Annotated in this window: 17 protein-coding genes and 2 tRNA genes; 11 read left to right on the top strand and 8 right to left on the bottom strand. The window is 55.9% G+C overall.

All coding sequences use genetic code 11. From position 1 onward, the window contains the following. Nucleotides 1-74: 74 nt before the first annotated feature. A complete protein-coding gene (gene sodB / locus F9C28_RS03430; RefSeq protein ID WP_199013839.1) occupies nt 75-656 on the top strand; it encodes a superoxide dismutase [Fe] in 582 nt (193 codons plus the stop codon). Between the two features lie 64 nt (nt 657-720). Here sodB and F9C28_RS03425 read toward each other — a convergent pair whose 3' ends face one another. Together F9C28_RS03425 and cydH are read right to left on the bottom strand one after the other, a co-directional pair. Continuing rightward, nucleotides 721-1,887, bottom strand: a complete 1,167-nt coding sequence (locus tag F9C28_RS03425) for an MFS transporter (protein WP_199013838.1) — start codon at nt 1,885-1,887, stop codon at nt 721-723. Between the two features lie 283 nt (nt 1,888-2,170). Beyond that, entirely contained in the window at nt 2,171-2,260 is a 90-nt protein-coding gene (gene cydH, locus F9C28_RS20450; protein ID WP_199013837.1) for a cytochrome bd-I oxidase subunit CydH, read from the bottom strand. Nucleotides 2,261-2,556: 296 nt separating this feature from the next. Between cydH and purR the strand changes: the two genes are divergently transcribed. Next, on the top strand, nt 2,557-3,582 hold the full coding sequence (gene purR, locus F9C28_RS03415) for an HTH-type transcriptional repressor PurR (RefSeq protein WP_199013836.1): 1,026 nt from the start codon (nt 2,557-2,559) through the stop codon (nt 3,580-3,582). 12 nt (nt 3,583-3,594) lie between these two features. On the opposite strand, the gene punR is transcribed toward purR, so the two are convergent. Next, a complete protein-coding gene (gene punR / locus F9C28_RS03410) occupies nt 3,595-4,524 on the bottom strand; it encodes a DNA-binding transcriptional activator PunR (RefSeq protein ID WP_199013835.1) in 930 nt (309 codons plus the stop codon). 130 nt (nt 4,525-4,654) lie between these two features. Here punR and punC point away from each other — a divergent pair, with 130 nt between their 5' ends. Next, nucleotides 4,655-5,854: a purine nucleoside transporter PunC gene (gene punC, locus F9C28_RS03405; protein ID WP_199013876.1), complete on the top strand. Its 1,200-nt coding sequence runs from the start codon at nt 4,655-4,657 to the stop codon at nt 5,852-5,854. Between the two features lie 300 nt (nt 5,855-6,154). Next, nucleotides 6,155-7,303, top strand: coding sequence for a cyclopropane fatty acyl phospholipid synthase (gene cfa / locus F9C28_RS03400; RefSeq protein ID WP_199013833.1), 1,149 nt, complete (start codon nt 6,155-6,157; stop codon nt 7,301-7,303). A gap of 82 nt (nt 7,304-7,385) precedes the next feature. Here the strand turns inward: cfa and F9C28_RS03395 are convergent, their stop codons facing one another. Beyond that, nucleotides 7,386-8,042, bottom strand: coding sequence for a riboflavin synthase subunit alpha (locus F9C28_RS03395; RefSeq protein WP_199013831.1), 657 nt, complete (start codon nt 8,040-8,042; stop codon nt 7,386-7,388). 277 nt (nt 8,043-8,319) lie between these two features. On the opposite strand from F9C28_RS03395, the gene mdtK reads away from it, so the two are divergent. The 4 genes from mdtK (at nt 8,320) to F9C28_RS03375 (ending at nt 11,846) form a co-directional block, all read left to right on the top strand. Further along, entirely contained in the window at nt 8,320-9,693 is a 1,374-nt protein-coding gene (gene mdtK / locus F9C28_RS03390; protein ID WP_199013830.1) for an MdtK family multidrug efflux MATE transporter, read from the top strand. A 169-nt stretch (nt 9,694-9,862) separates the two neighbouring features. After that, a tRNA-Val gene (locus tag F9C28_RS03385) sits at nt 9,863-9,939 on the top strand. A 16-nt stretch (nt 9,940-9,955) separates the two neighbouring features. Next, nucleotides 9,956-10,032 (top strand) — tRNA-Val (locus F9C28_RS03380). Nucleotides 10,033-10,235: 203 nt separating this feature from the next. After that, complete coding sequence (locus tag F9C28_RS03375; RefSeq protein WP_199013828.1) at nt 10,236-11,846, top strand: FAD-NAD(P)-binding protein; 1,611 nt, start codon at nt 10,236-10,238, stop codon at nt 11,844-11,846. A gap of 11 nt (nt 11,847-11,857) precedes the next feature. On the opposite strand, the gene F9C28_RS03370 is transcribed toward F9C28_RS03375, so the two are convergent. Further along, complete coding sequence (locus F9C28_RS03370; RefSeq protein ID WP_199013827.1) at nt 11,858-12,670, bottom strand: Cof-type HAD-IIB family hydrolase; 813 nt, start codon at nt 12,668-12,670, stop codon at nt 11,858-11,860. 190 nt (nt 12,671-12,860) lie between these two features. Here F9C28_RS03370 and F9C28_RS03365 point away from each other — a divergent pair, with 190 nt between their 5' ends. The 3 genes from F9C28_RS03365 (at nt 12,861) to exoX (ending at nt 14,647) form a co-directional block, all read left to right on the top strand. Continuing rightward, the gene (locus tag F9C28_RS03365; RefSeq protein WP_199013826.1) at nt 12,861-13,094 is read left to right on the top strand and encodes a DNA polymerase III subunit theta; all 234 of its coding nucleotides are present in this window, start codon (nt 12,861-12,863) and stop codon (nt 13,092-13,094) included. Nucleotides 13,095-13,226: 132 nt separating this feature from the next. Continuing rightward, nucleotides 13,227-13,955, top strand: coding sequence for a carbon-nitrogen hydrolase family protein (locus tag F9C28_RS03360; protein ID WP_199013825.1), 729 nt, complete (start codon nt 13,227-13,229; stop codon nt 13,953-13,955). A 23-nt stretch (nt 13,956-13,978) separates the two neighbouring features. Further along, a complete protein-coding gene (gene exoX, locus F9C28_RS03355) occupies nt 13,979-14,647 on the top strand; it encodes an exodeoxyribonuclease X (RefSeq protein WP_199013823.1) in 669 nt (222 codons plus the stop codon). A gap of 33 nt (nt 14,648-14,680) precedes the next feature. Here the strand turns inward: exoX and F9C28_RS03350 are convergent, their stop codons facing one another. The 3 genes from F9C28_RS03350 to F9C28_RS03340 form a co-directional block, all read right to left on the bottom strand. Then, on the bottom strand, nt 14,681-16,738 hold the full coding sequence (locus F9C28_RS03350) for a prolyl oligopeptidase family serine peptidase (protein ID WP_199013822.1): 2,058 nt from the start codon (nt 16,736-16,738) through the stop codon (nt 14,681-14,683). 66 nt (nt 16,739-16,804) lie between these two features. Further along, nucleotides 16,805-17,170 (bottom strand): protein YebF, encoded by a 366-nt coding sequence (gene yebF, locus F9C28_RS03345; protein WP_408641433.1) that lies wholly within the window; start codon nt 17,168-17,170, stop codon nt 16,805-16,807. A 72-nt stretch (nt 17,171-17,242) separates the two neighbouring features. After that, entirely contained in the window at nt 17,243-17,563 is a 321-nt protein-coding gene (locus F9C28_RS03340) for a YebG family protein (protein ID WP_199013821.1), read from the bottom strand. Nucleotides 17,564-17,676 lie beyond the last annotated feature (113 nt).

Genomic DNA, 17,676 nt, shown 5'->3' with positions numbered 1-17,676 from the left:
GTAACTGTTAAATTTTGATGGAACCTTACTGTTTTTAAAGTGAGTAAATACAAGAAGTTAACAAGGAGTGAACAATGTCATTTGAATTACCTGCATTACCATACGCAAAAGATGCGCTTCTGCCGCATATCTCTGTTGAAACCATCGACTACCACTACGGTAAACATCATCAAACCTATGTGACTAACCTGAATAATCTGGTTAAAGGCACGGCTTTTGAGGGGAAATCTCTCGAAGAGATTATTCGCAGTGCGGAAGGTGGTGTATTCAACAATGCGGCTCAGGTGTGGAACCACACCTTCTACTGGAACTGCCTGGCGCCGCAGGCCGGCGGCGAGCCGACCGGGGATCTGCTGGCCGCTATCACCGCCTCTTTTGGTGATTTTGCCAGTTTTAAACAGCAGTTTACCGATGCCGCAATTAAAAACTTCGGCTCCGGCTGGACCTGGCTGGTAAAACGCCCGGATGGCAGCCTGGCGATTGTCTCCACGGCTAACGCCGGCACCCCGCTGACGACTGATGCCACACCGCTGCTGACGGTCGACGTCTGGGAACACGCGTATTACATCGATTACCGTAATGCCCGTGCCGGGTATCTGGACCACTTCTGGGCGCTGGTTAACTGGGCATTTGTGGCTAAAAACCTCGCCGCCTGAATCTGATGCTGTTCTGGGTCAGTCACGACCAAACGGAGAGCCAGGGCTCTCCGTTTTTTTCGCGTTAATCCGCCTCACACACCGGTTGGACATTGGTCCGGCTGGTCAGCAATACCAGTAGCAGCCCGGCCCCGGCAATGATAGCTCCCATCACGGGAACCATACTGTACCCCAGGCCACCAGAGATAACCGCCCCACCGGCAGCGGCCCCCAGCGCATTGCCAAGGTTAAATGCCCCGATATTCACTGAAGAAGACAGCCCGGGCGCATCACTGGCAACCCGCATCACCCGCATTTGCAGCGGTGGCACCACCGCAAACGTTGCCGCCCCCCAAACCACCATCACGACTGCCGCCCCTGCGCCAGTGCGCGCCAGCCAGGGGGTTGCCAGCATAATGACAATTAACAGTAATAAGAAACCTTTAAGGGTACCGGTTACTGAGCGGTCCGCAAACCGGCCGCCGAGGTAGTTCCCCAGCGAGAAGCCAACCCCAATCAACACCAGCATCGCCGTGACAAACGCCGGCGTGGCGTGCGTGATAGCCCCCAGCACCGGCGTAATATAGGTGTACAGGGTAAACATCGCCCCGGCCCCCAGCACCGTCGTCAGCAACGCGGTAACCACCTGCGGGCGCATTAACACCGCCAGTTCACGCTTCACATCCGGCCTCTGCCCGGCGCCGCCGGCAGGCAGCGACAGCCACAGGCTGATCATCGCGATAACCCCTAATCCCGCGGTGGCGAGAAATGACATCCGCCAGCCTATTACGTTACCCAGCCAGGTGGCCGCCGGCACCCCGCCAATATTGGCGATGGTCAGCCCCATAAACATGGTGGCCACGGCGCTGGCCTGCTTATCTTTAGGCACCAGGCTCGCCGCCACCACAGAACCGAGGCCAAAGAAAGCGCCGTGGTTCAGGCTGGTTATCACCCGGGATACCAGCAGCGTGGCATAACCCGGCGACAACGCAGAGAGCACATTACCGAGGGTAAAAATCGCCATCAGCAATAACAGTGCATTGCGGCGACCGCGCTGCGCCAGCAACAGTGTCATGATTGGTGCCCCAACCATAACCCCCATGGCATACGCGCTGATTAACATCCCGGCCGTGGGGATAGAGACCCCAACCCCCTGGGCAATCACCGGCAGTAATCCCATCGGGGAAAACTCCGTAGTACCAATACCAAACGCGCCAACAGCCAGCGCCAGTAGCGGAAAATTGATTTTCATGAATAACTCCGGTTACAGGGAGACAGCATCTTCATGGGCGGCAAAACTTACCGGGAGTAACCCGGCAAAGCGCGCGAAACGCCGAAAGATAACCAACTAATGGAGGTGCATCATCCCAGTAACAGATGAAAAGGAAAAGTAACATTAATAGAAAAGAGTATTGCGGATACAGGAATAATCGCGACAAACTGTTGCGCAACAAAAGCACGGTGTACTCTATGCACACTATAAAAGGATGATGCGCGGCACCGGATATCGCCATGCCGCGCAAGGGTTGCGCAAATCAGTGCAGAATAGCGGTAAAACTTGCAGCAACAATCAGACTCAGGGCAACCACGGTTGTGATTAATGAATATCTCAGCTCAGTGCTCATCTCTTACTCCTTGTGGTTTCCGCCAGCGGGCGGACGACATCATTTTTACATAGCAATCGTTAAAAATATTACCTGAATTTTCACCAAACTGCATTTTCCCTCTTCCCCTTTTAGCCCGGATCAGCCACAATCCCGGGCTAAATTATTATGAACTACCTATTTACGCCCTTCCGTATTTTTGTGTCGACTTCCCCGGCATACACGCAACCTTCGATTGTTGCGGCTGTCGGTAAGTATACGCAAACGATTAACCAGATTTTTTTCACCGGGTTAGGATATGGGCCGGAGCAACTTTCATGGCGACAATTAAAGATGTAGCGAAACGCGCAAACGTTTCCACTACAACCGTATCACATGTGATCAACAAAACCCGTTTTGTTGCGGAAGAGACGCGCAACGCGGTCTGGGCGGCTATCAAAGAACTGCATTATTCCCCCAGTGCCGTGGCCCGCAGCCTGAAGGTGAATCACACCAAATCGATCGGTCTGCTGGCCACCAGCAGTGAAGCGCCCTATTTTGCTGAGATTATCGAAGCGGTTGAGAAAAACTGCTTTGCCCGTGGCTATACCCTGATCCTGGGAAACGCCTGGAATAATCAGGAAAAACAACGCGCTTACTTGTCCATGATGGCCCAGAAACGGGTAGACGGCCTGATGGTCATGTGTTCTGAATATCCCGCATCCCTGCTGACCATGCTGGAAGAGTATCGCCATATTCCCATGGTGGTGATGGACTGGGGTGAAGCCAAAGCAGACTTTACCGACTCAGTAATTGATAACGCTTTCCAGGGCGGGTATATGGCCGGGCGCTATCTGATTGAACGCGGCCACCGCGAAATTGGCGTGATCCCGGGCCCGCTGGAGCGCAATACCGGGGCTGGCCGGTTAGCCGGGTTTCGCAAAGCAGTAGAAGAAGCGCTGATCACCCTGCCGGACAACTGGATTGTCCAGGGCGATTTTGAGCCGGAGTCCGGTTACCGGGCAATGCAGCAGATCCTGTCACAATCCCACCGCCCCACCGCCGTGTTCTGTGGTGGCGATGTGATGGCCATGGGGGCCATTTGCGCGGCGGATGAAATGGGCCTGCGCGTCCCCCAAGATATTTCAGTGATCGGGTATGATAATATTCGCCACTCGCGCTACTTTAGCCCGGCGCTGACCACCATCCACCAGCCGAAAGATTCCCTGGGCGAAACCGCGTTTAATATGCTGCTCGATCGCATCATCAATAAACGGGAAGACTCCCGCACCATTGAAGTACATCCGCGCCTGGTCGAACGGCGCTCCGTGGCGGACGGTCCGTTCCTCGACTATCGCCGCTAATCTTGCCCAAAGCTACGCCGCAGGTGCCGGATCCACCGGCACCTGTAACCACTCCTGATTTAACGTCGCGCTGTCCCCTAAATACGCCAGCAACCAGCGTAATGCCGGTGAGGGGTCGCTTTGCCGCCACGTCAGGCAGCAGGCGGCATCGGGAAACGGGTTCTCCAGCGCCAGCACCCGCCACTCACCGCTGGCAATACGCGGGGCGGCAATATGTTCCGGCACCATACCGATACACAGCCCATCCCGAATGCAATCGATACCGGCAGCCCAGTCCGGGGCAACCAGCCGCCGCTGATTATTCAGCAGCCAGGTGGTGCGCTTAGGCAGTGAACGGGAGGTATCTTCCAGCACCAGTGACGGCCAGTTGCGCAAACTGTCATCATCCAGTTGCCCGGTCCGGGCCGCCAGCGGATGGTGGCTCGCCACCACGCAGTGCCAGCGCAACATCCCCATATCCCGAAAAGCATAGCGGCCGCCAACCGGGATAGCCCTGGTGGCGCCAATTGCCGCCTCTACCCGGCCATCCGCCAGCGCATCCCAGACCCCGTTAAACACCTCCAGTGAGACCAGCAGCTCCACATCCGGGAAATGGCGATAAAAATCACACACTAACTGGCGAGTGCGCTCGGGGCGGACAATATTATCCACCGCAATAGCCAGTTGCCCGCGCCAGCCGTTGGCGATTTGCTGGCACTGCTGGCGGGTGGCAACCATTTTTTTGATAACGTCCCGGCCCTCCTGCAGGAAATAGCGCCCGGCGGGGGTGAGCTCCACATCCCGGTGGCGGCGGACAAATAGCGGCACCGCCAGCCAGGCTTCCAGTTGCCTTACGGTATAGCTGATTGCCGACGGCACCCGGTGCAGCTCCTGGGCTGCGCCACTAAAGCTACCGTTACGCGCCACGGCATCAACCACTTCCAGTGCATATTCGGACCACATAATTTGCCTTTAAATTTTTTGAATGTAACTGGCAAATATTAGCGTTTCACAAGCGTTGTTGCACTGCCTACACTCCTGTCGCTTAACCTTATTTGCCGACATTTGAAATAATTTGACAGAAGAGTATGTGATGCAACCATCAAAAGGATTTCTTATCTGGCTGGCGGGCCTGAGTGTGTTAGGCTTTTTGGCCACCGATATGTACCTGCCGGCATTTTCTGCCATTCAACAATATTTAGGCACCAGCGCCGCTGCCGTCAGCGCCAGCCTGAGTGTATTTCTCGCCGGGTTTGCCCTTGCCCAACTGGTGTGGGGACCGCTTTCCGACCATTTCGGCCGCAAGCCGGTTCTGGTAATAGGCCTGACTATTTTCGCCCTCGGCTGTCTGGGCATGTTGTGGGTAGAGGATGCCCGGCTCATGCTGGTGCTGCGCTTTATTCAGGCAGTCGGTGTCTGTTCCGCCACGGTCAGCTGGCAGGCTCTGGTGGCGGACAACTACCCGCCACAAAAAGTGAACCAGGTGTTTGCGACGATTATGCCGCTGGTGGGGTTGTCCCCCGCGCTGGCGCCGCTACTGGGTAGCTGGATACTGAACCATTTCGAATGGCAGGGGATCTTCGCGGTACTGTTTGTCATCACCCTGGTGTTGATTATCCCGGCATTACGTTTACCTCCCGGACATCGCCGCCGGCCCGCCGCTGCGGATGCCCCCGTGCGCTTTATCACCTTACTGGTGTCACCGTTTTTCCACGGCAATGTGCTGATTTATGCCGCCTGTTCGGCCAGTTTTTTCGCCTGGCTCACCGGCTCACCGTTTATTCTCCACGCCATGGGCTATAGCCCGGCGGTCACGGGCCTGAGCTACGTCCCGCAAACCATCGCCTTTCTCGTCGGGGGGTATAGCTGTAAAGTGCTGCTGAGCCGCCGCGCCGGGTCACGGCTATTACCCGCCCTGCTGGCGGTTTACTCACTGAGTGTGCTGGCGGTGTTTGGGGTGGCGTTGAGTAGCCACCCAAGCCTGGTGGAGTTACTGATCCCGTTCTGCGTGATGGCTATGGTCAATGGGGCTATCTACCCGATAGTGGTGGCGGCAGCATTACTGCCCTTCCCCCGGGCCGCCGGGCGCGCAGCCGCTCTGCAAAATACCTTACAGCTGGGGTTGTGTTTCCTGGCCAGTATGCTGGTTTCCTGGCTGGTGGCGACCCCGCTGCTCACCACCACCAGCGTAATGCTGGGAACCGTTCCCCTGGCGCTGGCCGGTTACTGGATAACGAAACGTGCGACCCTGCGGGATAATTCAGAATATCAACAGCAGCTAAACAGGCAATAACCCAATGATAAGGCGGGTGATTCTCCTGTTAGCACGCTAACAATTTTTTATTGAATCACCCAAAAAGCAGGCATATACTGCTATACAGTTGAATCAGAAATATCATAATTTTTTACTATCAACGAGAGCGGATTCTCTCGTTTTTTTTGCGAAGGACCGTGCCTTTCGGGGAGAGTTTTTCCTTTCTCTGTTCTACGTCGGATTCCAGGCGCACGGATTTTTCCGTGAGATTTCTCACACCCAGGAATTAGCGTCTACGCTTTTCTGAGGTTCTAATCACAACAAGGTGATGGAGAAGCTATGAGTTCATCGTGTATAGAAGAAACAAGCGTAACTGACAATGACTGGTATCGGTTGGCCCATGAAATGCTTAGCAAAGCCGGCGTCACCATTAACGGCAATGCAGTGGGCGACATTCAGGTGAAAAACCCGGATTTTTTTAAACGGGTGTTCCAGGAGGGCTCTCTTGGTCTTGGTGAAAGTTATATGGACGGCTGGTGGGAGTGCGAACGGCTGGATATCTTTTTCACCAAAATTTTGCGTGCCGGTCTGGAAGACCAAATCCCGCAACACCTGAAGGATACGCTGCGCATTCTCAGTGCGCGCTTGTTTAATTTGCAGTCCCGTAAGCGTGCCTGGATCGTAGGTAAAGAACACTATGATTTGGGTAATGACTTATTCCACCGTATGCTCGACCCTTTTATGCAATATTCCTGCGGCTACTGGAAAGACGCTGACACACTGGAAGCGGCTCAACAGGCGAAGCTAAAACTTATCTGTGAGAAGTTACAGCTGAAGCCAGGGATGAAGGTGCTGGATATTGGTTGCGGCTGGGGCGGCCTGGCTGAGTTTGCCGCCCGCCATTATGGGGTCACCGTCCACGGGGTGACTATCTCGGCAGAGCAACAGAAAATGGCCCAGGCACGCTGTAAAGATCTGGATGTCACTATTCTGCTGCAAGATTACCGCGATCTGGATGACCAGTATGATCGTATCGTTTCCGTGGGGATGTTCGAACACGTTGGCCCGAAGAACTACGATACCTACTTTACTGTTGTCGATCGTAATCTGAAGCCAGACGGTTTATTCCTGCTGCATACCATTGGGTCGAAAAAAACCGATAATAATGTCGATCCGTGGATCGACAAATATATCTTCCCTAATGGTTGCCTGCCCTCGGTACGCCAGATTGCCATCGCCAGTGAAAAGCATTTCGTGATGGAGGACTGGCACAACTTTGGCCAGGACTATGACACCACGCTAATGGCCTGGAATAAACGCTTTCTCGCCAGTTGGCCGGAAATTGCCGACAACTACAGCGAGCGCTTTAAACGGATGTTCACCTATTATCTGAATGCCTGCGCCGGGGCTTTCCGCGCCCGGGATATTCAGCTCTGGCAGGTGATGTTCTCCCGGGGTGTGGAAAACGGCCTGCGGGTTGCCCGCTAAATAAAAACCCCGGTGCGCCACTGCGCGCTTCGGGGCCGGTAAAAAAAGCCCATTTTTTGCATGGGCTTTTTTTATGTGCCCGTCATTGCGGCTGTAGCGCCTCAATAGCGCCGCCGAGCCCACCCGCCAGACCGCGCGTCGCCAGTACCCGTTCAACGGTATCAACAATGGCCTGGGTCTGGGGATCGATTTCAATATTCACCCGCTGGCCAATCCGGCGTTCCCCAAGCGTAGTACGTTCTAAGGTTTCCGGGATCAGATGCACACAGAATTTCGTGGCGGTAACTTCGCCAACCGTCAGGCTAATACCGTCGATGCCGATATATCCTTTGTGCAGAATATATTTCATTAATTCCGGGTGCTGAACCCGGAACCAGATCTGGCGGTTGTTTTCTGAGGCCAGAATTTTGGTTATTTCAGCAGTGGTCATAATATGACCGGACATTAAATGACCGCCAATTTCGTCATTAAATTTGGCCGCGCGTTCAACGTTTACTTTATCCCCCTCCACTATTTCACCGAGGTTGGTGATACGCAGGGTTTCTTTCATCAGATCAAAGCTAATCTGATTGCCGTTAATCTCGGTTACGGTCAGGCAGCACCCGTTATGTGCCACAGAGGCACCGGTCTCCAGACCGGGTAGCATGGCATCCGGCAGTTCGACCACATGGGTACGAAAGTTCGGTTTTTCTTCAATAGACACCACGCGGGCTGTGCCCTGGACGATACCGGTAAACATAATTAACTCCTGGTTTAATAACAATCTCGTAACGATTACAGCAGAGCGATTGATCCGAACATTATACCGCAATCCGGCCCGGGCCAGACATACCGCAGCAAGCACAATAACAGCTGGCAAAAAAGGTTGCCAGCCACTCTGTGCTGGCGCAGACTATTTCGCTGGCGTATTGGTTAACTGCCGCTAGAATAAGATCGAATCTCCCTCTTTTATTCTTTCTTCCGCCCATTGGGCAGATGCTTTATCTTTCTTTATAACAAAAATATATAGGTGTAACGTGCAGAAGTATTTCACCGAGGCGCGTCAGTTACTGGCACTGGCGATCCCCGTTATCCTCGCGCAAGTCGCGCAGACAGCCATGGGTTTTGTCGATACCGTCATGGCTGGTGGTTACAGCGCCACCGATATGGCCGCGGTGGCCATCGGTACCTCTATCTGGCTCCCCGCCATTCTGTTTGGCCACGGCCTGCTGCTGGCGCTGACCCCGATTATTGCCCAGTTAAATGGTTCCGGGCGCCGGGATCGCATTGGTGCCCAGATTCGCCAGGGCTTCTGGCTGGCGGGAATGGTATCGGTACTGGTCATGGTGGTGCTGTGGAATGCCGGTTATATCATCCATGCGATGCACAACATCGACCCCCAACTGGCAGACAAAGCGGTGGGCTATTTACGTGCCCTGCTGTGGGGAGCTCCGGGGTATCTGTTTTTCCAGGTTGCCCGTAACCAGTGTGAAGGTCTGGCGAAAACCAAACCGGGTATGGTGATGGGCTTCCTCGGCCTGCTGCTGAACATCCCGATTAACTACATTTTCATCTACGGCCATTTTAGTATGCCGGAGTTAGGGGGTGTCGGCTGTGGTGTCGCTACCGCGTCGGTATATTGGGTGATGGCGGGCTGCATGCTGTACTTTATTAAACATGCCCACGTTATGCGCGATATCCGCCCGCCAGAAACGTTTACCGGGCCCGATCTTGCCCTGCTTAAACGCCTGGTGCAGCTTGGTTTGCCGATTGCGCTGGCGCTGTTTTTTGAAGTCACCCTGTTTGCCGTGGTGGCGCTGCTGGTTTCTCCGCTGGGTATTGTCGACGTGGCCGGCCACCAGATTGCCCTGAACTTTAGCTCACTGATGTTTGTCCTGCCGATGTCTCTCGGGGCGGCGGTGACTATCCGGGTGGGTTTCCGTCTTGGTGAGGGGTCAACGGCAAATGCCCAGACCGCCGCCAGAACCGGGCTCGGTGTCGGAGTTTGCATGGCAATGCTGACGGCTATCTTCACCATCAGCCTGCGTGAGCCCATCGCCATGCTGTACAACAAAGATCCTAATGTGGTCACCCTGGCGGCGCACCTGATGCTGCTGGCGGCAATCTACCAGATTTCGGACTCTATTCAGGTGATAGGCAGCGGGGTGCTGCGCGGCTACAAAGATACCCGCGCCATCTTCTACGTGACCTTTATCGCTTACTGGGTGCTGGGCCTGCCCTGTGGTTATACCCTGGCACTCACTGACTGGGTGGTACCGCGGATGGGGCCTGCCGGGTTCTGGATCGGGTTTATTATTGGCCTGACCTCCGCCGCCATCATGATGATGTTGCGTATGCGCTGGTTACAACGCCAGCCGTCACAGTTTATTTTGCAGCGCGCTGCGCGCTAACCTGCGACCGCCGGTGTGTAACGCTGTATGGCAACACAGCGGCGGCTGTTTTTCAATCACTTTGCGTGTAACAGCAGCAATCGCGTGAATTATTACAGAAATTTCGCGTTTCCCCCTTGCCAGGACCGGGGCCTGCCGCTAATATTCGTCCCCGTTGTCACAGAGCAATGCGTTCATAGCTCAGTTGGTTAGAGCACCACCTTGACATGGTGGGGGTCGTTGGTTCGAGTCCAATTGAACGCACCATCTCTTCTTATTCAGTGCGTCCGTAGCTCAGTTGGTTAGAGCACCACCTTGACATGGTGGGGGTCGGTGGTTCGAGTCCACTCGGACGCACCATGATTTTCGCTATAATTTCCCTTCTGTTTCGTTTCCGATTTTATTGCTGTTTTCATACTATTACCTGTCGTGCCGTATTCTGATTATCCCCGCAGATAATGCCGTGTTAATCTCCTGCATGATACTGGCTATGCCGCCGATCCTCAGCCACACTTACTCAGCGCTAGTGCATTGCGCCACCAAACATGCCCCAGAGAACAATAATGAAAAATATTGCTATCGTCGGCGCAGGCCCGACAGGAATTTACACCCTGTATTCCCTGATAAAACGCGCTCAGCCAGTGGCTATTGCCATTTTTGAACAGGCCAGCAGTGCCGGGGTCGGGATGCCCTACAGCCGTGAAGAAAACGCGAATATCATGCTGGCCAACATCGCCAGTATCGAAATCCCGCCCCTGGGGCAAACCTACCTCGAATGGCTGAAAACCCAGGATGACGCCTATTTGTCCCGCTACGGCGTAGTGCGTGACAACCTGCACGTCCGCCAGTTTCTGCCGCGTATTCTGCTGGGTGACTATTTCCATCATCAGTTTCAGGCGCTGGTGGCCCAGGCCCGGGCGCTGGGCTATCGGGTGGCGGTGCATGAAGCGTGCCCGGTGACGGATTTACAGGCCACCGCGCAGGGGGTCAGGCTCTGGCGGAGGGACAATACCGAGCCTGACATGTTCGATTTTGTGGCTATCGCCACCGGGCATGTCTGGCCGGATAAATCAGAAGCCACCCGCGCATTCTACCCCAGCCCGTGGTCCGGCCTGATGGAGGCCCATGTGCCCCCGGGACGGATTGGGATCCTCGGTGCCTCCCTTAGCGGAATAGATGCAGCTATGGCGGTGGCTATCCAGCACGGTGATTTTATCAGCCAGGATGAGGCGAATCTGCGCTTCCGGCTGCACCGCCACAGTCATGCGCTCAAGATTGTGCTGATGTCGCGTACCGGCATTCTGCCAGAAGCCGATTTCTACTGCCCGATCCCTTACCAGCCGCTGCAAATTGTAACCCCCGCCGCCCTGCGCCGCGAAATTGCCAGTGGTGCAGAAGGGTTACTCGATAGGGTTTTCCAGCTGATGGTGCAAGAGATAACCCTCGCCGATCCTGACTGGAGTGCCCGGTTATCCCTGCATACCCTGGATGCCGACAGCTTCACAACCGCCTGGTTTGCCGAACGCCAGCGTCACGATCCCTTTCTCTGGGCCCGGCGTAATCTTCGCGAAGTGGAACACAATAAGCACCAGCGCTACACCGTTCCCTGGCGCTATGCCGTGCTGCGACTGCATGAGGCATTCCAGGAAATTATCCCCTGGCTGACAGACCAGGATGCCCGGCGCGTTGAACGCGGGCTGGCGCGGGTCTTTATTGACAACTATGCCGCCGTGCCGCCCCAGTCGATTCGCCGCCTGCTGGCGCTACATGATGCGGGGGTGCTGAGTATGATTGCGCTTGGGGAGGATTACCGGTGCAGCACGGCGGCGCATCACACCACCATCACCGTCCGGGGAGCAGTTGAGCAATTCGATGTTTTTATTGATGCCCGCGGACAGCAGGCCCTGCAAACTGAGGATCTGCCTTTCCCCTCCCTGCGCCGCCAGATCCAGTCTGCCGGTGAGGCTATCCCGCCGGTCAGCCACGACTATACCTTACTGGCCCCGGATGAAGCCCAGGGGCGGATAGCCTTCGGGGCCATTCCCTGGCTGATGCACGACCGGCCCTTCATCCAGGGGCTTATTGCCTGTGCGGAGATTGGCGAGGCAATGGCCGGTGCGCTGTACCAGCGCCAGCCTCGTCCCCGCTGGCGCCTGGCGGCTATTGACCTCTGAACCGCCCGCTATCAGGCAAAGGGCCCGCGCCGGTTCAGCACGTCGTCGATAACCCTCAGGACCCCGTCATGATTGTTAGAACGGGTTTCGATACGGGCGATATCTTTTACCTGCTCAACGGCATTCGCCATCGCCACCGGGTACCCCACCAGCTTAAGCATCTCGATATCGTTACCGCTGTCACCGATAGCCACACACGCCTGCGGCGCAATATGCCAGCGGTCCAGCAGGCACTGTAACCCACTGCCCTTATGGGCACCGGGGATAATCAGATCGACAAAACCAAAACCACTGGTCACCGGCGTCATGATGCCATCCAGGGTATGGCTGAGCTGGTTAATCAGCGCCGGGATATCCTGATCCGGTAAATTGAGTGAGAATTTAAAAATGGTGTCGTCTATATCCCGGGGGTTATCCACCGGCTGCAGGCGGTGGTAGTGGCGGGACATCAGATCAATAAATGCCTGAGGCGCATTGCGGGCGTACCAGGCGCTGTTCAGGCCGCAAATGACGTAATTATCGGCGCCGCTGGCGTCCAGAGCATCCAGCACATGTAAATAGGCCTCCCGGGACAGACTGGCGTGGCGCACTTGCTCATCACCATCGTAGATAAAGGCCCCATTCTCCGCCACGAAAGCAATCTGGTGGCGAAGGGTTGGGAAAAACGAAATCAGCTGATAGTACTGGTTGCCGCTGGCCACCACGAAGCGAATGCCCTGCTCCACCATCGCCTGGTACTGCGCCATAAAACGCGGCCTGTCGTACTGCTTGCGATCATCAAGGAACGTACCGTCCATATCTACTGCGATCAGTTTAATTTTCATACCACCTCAATCATACCGTTAGCCCGGGGAGCCGTTATCCATTCCCCGCCGCCCATTATGATAACGGTCACACTTTCTGCTGTCGCGTTAACTTTCGTATGAAAGCCGGGCCGGAAAGATAAATTGCATTCAGCCCTTGTCATCACCATGCCTAATCAGTACCGTGTTGGCCTGCACTACCGGAGGACCCATGCACAACCATAATCTTGCTGATTTGTCCCAGGACGAGATGGACAAAGTGAATGTTGATCTTGCTGCCGCAGGGGTGGCTTTTAAAGAGCGTTACAATATGCCGGTTATCGCCGATCAGGTGGAGATGGAACAACCGCCGGCGTTACGGGGCTGGTTTCGCGAGCGATTAATCGCCCATCGCCTGGCGTCGGTGAATTTGTCACGGCTGCCTTACGAACCAAAATCAAAATAACGCCAGATTGGTGACTTACCGTAACCATTTATCTGCTATTATGATTTGCGCAACGTAATGGCCTGACTCACAGGCCGACGGCCAACTGGCACCACGGATCCGGTGTCAGATAACCTCAGAAAGGATACTCTGATGACGCAATGGAATGTCGCCGCAGCCCAGTATGGCTGCCATGATGGCGAGCTTGACGCCAATATCCGCCACCACCTGCACTTTATCCGCCGCGCCGCGCGGGAGCAGGTGGACTTGCTGGTTTTCCCGGAATACTCGCTCACCGGGCTCTCCCCTTGTACCGAATCCCTTAATGGTCTCTCTTTCGATAGCCCGGCCCTTGATGTGCTGCAAACGGCAGCAATGGCGCACCAGATGACCGTCATTGTCGGCCTGCCCCTGCGGGAAGCAGAACAAATTCTGCCGGGTGCAGTCGGGTTTATGCCCGATGGCAGCCGCATGGCGTGCCATAAACCCGCCGGCGCCTGGGACGGGATCAGCGACGGCGCCCCGATTATTGGCCGTCAGGGCCGTAGTTTTGCACTGGGGATCAACTCTGAAGGCCAGGATGAGACCTGGCCACGCAGCGCCGCCGATCAGGGGGCAGATCTGTATACCACCGGGCGTATCGTCTCGGAAATCGCCTGGCAGCACGAAGTGATGCACTTACAGCGCTGGTCCCACAAGTACCGCCTGCCGGTGCTGATGGCTAACCATGCCTGGAGCGTCAATGGTACCCGCACCGCCGGACGCAGCGCCTGCTGGGATGAACGGGGTCAGTTGATTGTCCGGGCCGATGAAGGCGAGCTGCTGGTTATCAGCCGCCGCAGCGAGCGGGGTTGGCAGGGCGAGGTCATTCCGTTAGTCTAGCGTTTTTGCCAGCGGAGAGCCCAATGCTACGAATTATCGATACCGAAACCTGCGGCTTGCAGGGTGGCGTTGTGGAAGTGGCCTCTGTCGATATTATTGACGGCCAAATAGTCAACCCGATGAGCGATCTGGTCCGCCCGGATCGCCCTATTTCCCAGCAAGCGATGGCGATTCACAAGATCACCGAAAGTATGGTAGCGGATAAGCCGTGGATAGAAGAGGTGCTGCCCCGTTATTACGGTAGCGACTACTATGTGGCCCATAACGCCAGTTTTGATAGCCGGGTGTTGCCGGAAATGCCCGGCAGCTGGATTTGTTCTATGAAACTGGCCCGCCGACTGTGGCCGGGAATCAAATACAGCAATATGGGGCTGTACCATAGCCTGAAGCTTCAGGTACAGACCCCCAGCGGGCTGCACCAGCACCGGGCGCTGTATGACTGCTATATCACCGCCGCGCTGATGCTGCGCATTATGGAGGTCTCAGGCTGGGACCCGGAGCAAATGGTGGATGTCACTGGCCGCCCGGCCCTGCTGGCAGAGATGCCGTTCGGTAAGTATCGCGGGCAGTCCGTTGCCACCATTGCCGAACGGGACCCTGGCTATCTGCGCTGGATGTGGAACAACCTGACCACTATGACACCAGAATTACGCGGCACCCTCAAACACTACCTTGACCGCCAGCAGTCTTAAACCCCCGGGCTAAATCCGGCCCGCACAGGCCGGTTAGTCTTCGTGCCCCGGTAACGTGCCCTGTGTTAATGCCACCAGGAAGGTGTACTCCAGGGCCACCCCCTCCCAGGATTTAAAGCGCCCGGACTTACCGCCGTGACCGGTATCCATATCGGTACATAGCAGCAGCAGATTGTCGCCCAGCCGGGTGTCACGTAACTTCGCCACCCATTTAGCGGGCTCCCAATACTGCACCTGGGAATCATGCAGCCCGGTGGTGACCAGCAGGTGCGGGTATTCCCGGGCCGTGACGTTGTCATAGGGGCTGTACTGCTTCATATACTGATACCAGCGGGCTTCATTAGGATCACCCCACTCTTCATACTCCCCAGTGGTCAGCGGGATAGACTCATCCAGCATTGTGGTCAGCACGTCCACGAACGGTACCTGGGCCACAATACCCCGGAACAGGTCGGGCCGCATGTTGACCACCGCGCCCATCAGTAGCCCCCCGGCACTGCCCCCCATACCATAGAGATATTCTGCCGCGCCATAGCCCTGGGCCAACAGGGACTCACAAACCTGAATATAGTCCGTAAAGGTATTCATTTTGTGGTCCAGCTTGCCATCCTCATACCACTGCTGCCCCAGCTCACCGCCGCCGCGAATATGCGCAATGGCCACCACAAAACCGCGATCCAGCAGGCTCAGGCGGCTGGTGCTGAAGTCCGCATCAATACTGCTGCCATAGGCGCCATAGCCATATACCAGTAGCGGATTGGCCCCTTTGCGGAAATGCTCACGGTGATAGACCAGCGACACCGGGATCTGCGCACCATCCGCCGCGGTGACCCATAACCGCTCGCTGCGGTAGTCACCCGGGCGATAGCCCGGCACATCCTGCTGTTTCAGCACCACCCGCTCACCGGTATCCATATTCAGGGCGTATAGCGTATCGGCCACCGTCATCGACGAATAACCGTAGCGCAGCCACGGGGTATCGGGTTCCGGGTTCGTGGACACCCAGGTCACATACGCCGGATCATCAAAGGCAATCCGGGATTCCTCATGGGTCTGGCGGTTAATCAGCCGCAACTGGGTCAGGCCCTGCTGGCGCTCCTCCAGTACTAGCCAGCGGGAAAACAGGGTGAAGCTTTCCAGCATCACATCCGGGCGATGGGCAACAATCGCCTTCCAGGCCGCGGGTTCCATCACCCGGCTGCGGTAGAGAGCAAAATTTTTCCCGTCGCGGTTAGAACGGATATAAAACCAGTACTGGTAGTGATCGACGCTGTATTCGTGATCTTTACTGCGCGGCAGGAAATTGACCAGCCGGGCATCAGGATCATCCGCATCCAGCAGCAGGATCTCACTGGCCGTGGTACTGGACAGATAAACCATCACATATTTACGCGAGGTGGTTTTGCTCAGGCTGACGTAATAACGCTCATCCTGCTCTTCGTATATCAGCACATCATGGTCGGCAGGGTGGCCCACCTGGTGGCGCCAGACCTGATAAGGCAACAGTGTCTGCGGGTGTTTACGAATGTAATACAGGGTGGCGCCATCGTTGGCCCAGACAAAGCTCGATGAGACATTATTGAGGGTTTCCGGGTACCAGTTGCCGGTCTCCAGGTTTTGCAGCCGCAGGCTATACTGGCGTCGGGAGAGGTAATCTTCCGCCACCGCCATAATGCGGTTATCGGTGCTAATGCTCATCCCGCCCATATCCCAGAACTCACTTCCCGCTGCCCGCTGGTTACCGTCCAGCAGGATTTGCCACGCGTCGGGGGTATTGGTCGCCACGGGCTGGCGTTGATAAACCGGGTATTCACCGCCGGCCTCATAAATATGCCGGTAACGGTAGCCGTTTTTCTCCCAGGGGGCTGACGCATCCCGCTGGGGGATACGCTGAATAATTTCCTGCAGCAGCGTGTCCCGTAGCCGGTTTTGGCTGGCCATGATCTGCTTACCGTACTGGTTCTCCTGCTCCAGATAAGCCAGTACCTCGGGGTCTGTGCGGAAATCGTCCCTGAGCCAGTAATAGTCATCAACCCGGGTGTCACCATGCAAAGTCATGGTGTGGGGTATTTTTTTCGCTTTTGGTGGCATGTCACTTCACTATTAACGGGAATATCTAACGGGAATATCTGTCGCCGCAACAAATACCGCGGCCGCTTAAGACATATAGTGCACCGTCCCGGTTTTACATTCCACCACCACCGAGTAGTGAATATCGCCCTGTTTACCCCGTACCATTAATGGCACCTGCCAGTGGTCACCCTGGCCGACAATATCCGCCGTATTCACCCAGGCAACCGGATCGTCCTGGCCAAGAATATCCCGATCAGCGGCCCAGGCAACCACCCGGTTGGTCAGATAGTCTTGTTTCACCAGGGCGGCAATACCGGCGGCATCCACGCCGGTACAAGGGGGGATAGTCACCTCACGGGGAGTATCGCGGGACGGGCTCGCCGCGGCAGATAACCCGGGGAAAGCCAACAGAGGTAACATGACGGCGGACATCAGCATCCTGTAGCGCATAGCAAGGCTCCTGTAATACCAACAACGCTTACAGAAACTCTGGTACAAAATCGCCGAACTGCAAACCGCGGATCAGGCGGCCCGGGGCTTTTTGGTGGCCGGACGGTGAGGCACGACCGGCGCAGGCTCAGCGCCAGGGGTGGCGGTTAACGCCGCATCCGGCAACTGTCCGGTTTTCAGGATCGCACTTAATGTCTCCCGCTGCCCCGCCAGCCACATGGCCAGGGTATCCTGTTGCCGGGCCTCAAGCTCAACCGGCCCCTGGGCCAGCCAGCCGTTCAGCGTGTCCGCCAAATCGAGCATTTTATCGTAGGCGTCGGCCTCCTTTTTACTGGTGAAAGCCATTTTTTCCTCGCCCTCTCTGGTGACTACATACTTAACAACAACTGCCATCACACACTCCATTAACTGTGTTTTTATCCAGTATAAGTAATTATCTGTGGTGACTCAAGCGGGGTGTACTCCCCATACGCAATCGTTTTCGTATATACTGCGCCGGTCGTTAA

This window comes from Shimwellia pseudoproteus (genome assembly GCF_016415625.1).
Classification (GTDB): Bacteria; Pseudomonadota; Gammaproteobacteria; order Enterobacterales; family Enterobacteriaceae; genus Shimwellia; species Shimwellia pseudoproteus.
This window is presented reverse-complemented; position numbering and strand designations above follow the sequence as displayed.

Coding starts and splice junctions, on each gene's coding strand:
- punR (WP_199013835.1), bottom strand. CDS start 4,524: ATGTGGTCCGAATATGCACTGGAAGTGGTTGATGCCGTGGCGCGTAAC.
- F9C28_RS03425 (WP_199013838.1), bottom strand. CDS start 1,887: ATGAAAATCAATTTTCCGCTACTGGCGCTGGCTGTTGGCGCGTTTGGT.
- F9C28_RS03395 (WP_199013831.1), bottom strand. CDS start 8,042: ATGTTTACCGGTATCGTCCAGGGCACAGCCCGCGTGGTGTCTATTGAA.
- F9C28_RS03350 (WP_199013822.1), bottom strand. CDS start 16,738: ATGCCACCAAAAGCGAAAAAAATACCCCACACCATGACTTTGCATGGT.
- sodB (WP_199013839.1), top strand. CDS start 75: ATGTCATTTGAATTACCTGCATTACCATACGCAAAAGATGCGCTTCTG.
- cfa (WP_199013833.1), top strand. CDS start 6,155: ATGAGTTCATCGTGTATAGAAGAAACAAGCGTAACTGACAATGACTGG.
- F9C28_RS03340 (WP_199013821.1), bottom strand. CDS start 17,563: ATGGCAGTTGTTGTTAAGTATGTAGTCACCAGAGAGGGCGAGGAAAAA.
- F9C28_RS03365 (WP_199013826.1), top strand. CDS start 12,861: ATGCACAACCATAATCTTGCTGATTTGTCCCAGGACGAGATGGACAAA.
- punC (WP_199013876.1), top strand. CDS start 4,655: ATGCAACCATCAAAAGGATTTCTTATCTGGCTGGCGGGCCTGAGTGTG.
- F9C28_RS03360 (WP_199013825.1), top strand. CDS start 13,227: ATGACGCAATGGAATGTCGCCGCAGCCCAGTATGGCTGCCATGATGGC.
- exoX (WP_199013823.1), top strand. CDS start 13,979: ATGCTACGAATTATCGATACCGAAACCTGCGGCTTGCAGGGTGGCGTT.
- F9C28_RS03375 (WP_199013828.1), top strand. CDS start 10,236: ATGAAAAATATTGCTATCGTCGGCGCAGGCCCGACAGGAATTTACACC.
- F9C28_RS03370 (WP_199013827.1), bottom strand. CDS start 12,670: ATGAAAATTAAACTGATCGCAGTAGATATGGACGGTACGTTCCTTGAT.
- yebF (WP_408641433.1), bottom strand. CDS start 17,170: ATGCGCTACAGGATGCTGATGTCCGCCGTCATGTTACCTCTGTTGGCT.
- cydH (WP_199013837.1), bottom strand. CDS start 2,260: ATGAGCACTGAGCTGAGATATTCATTAATCACAACCGTGGTTGCCCTG.
- purR (WP_199013836.1), top strand. CDS start 2,557: ATGGCGACAATTAAAGATGTAGCGAAACGCGCAAACGTTTCCACTACA.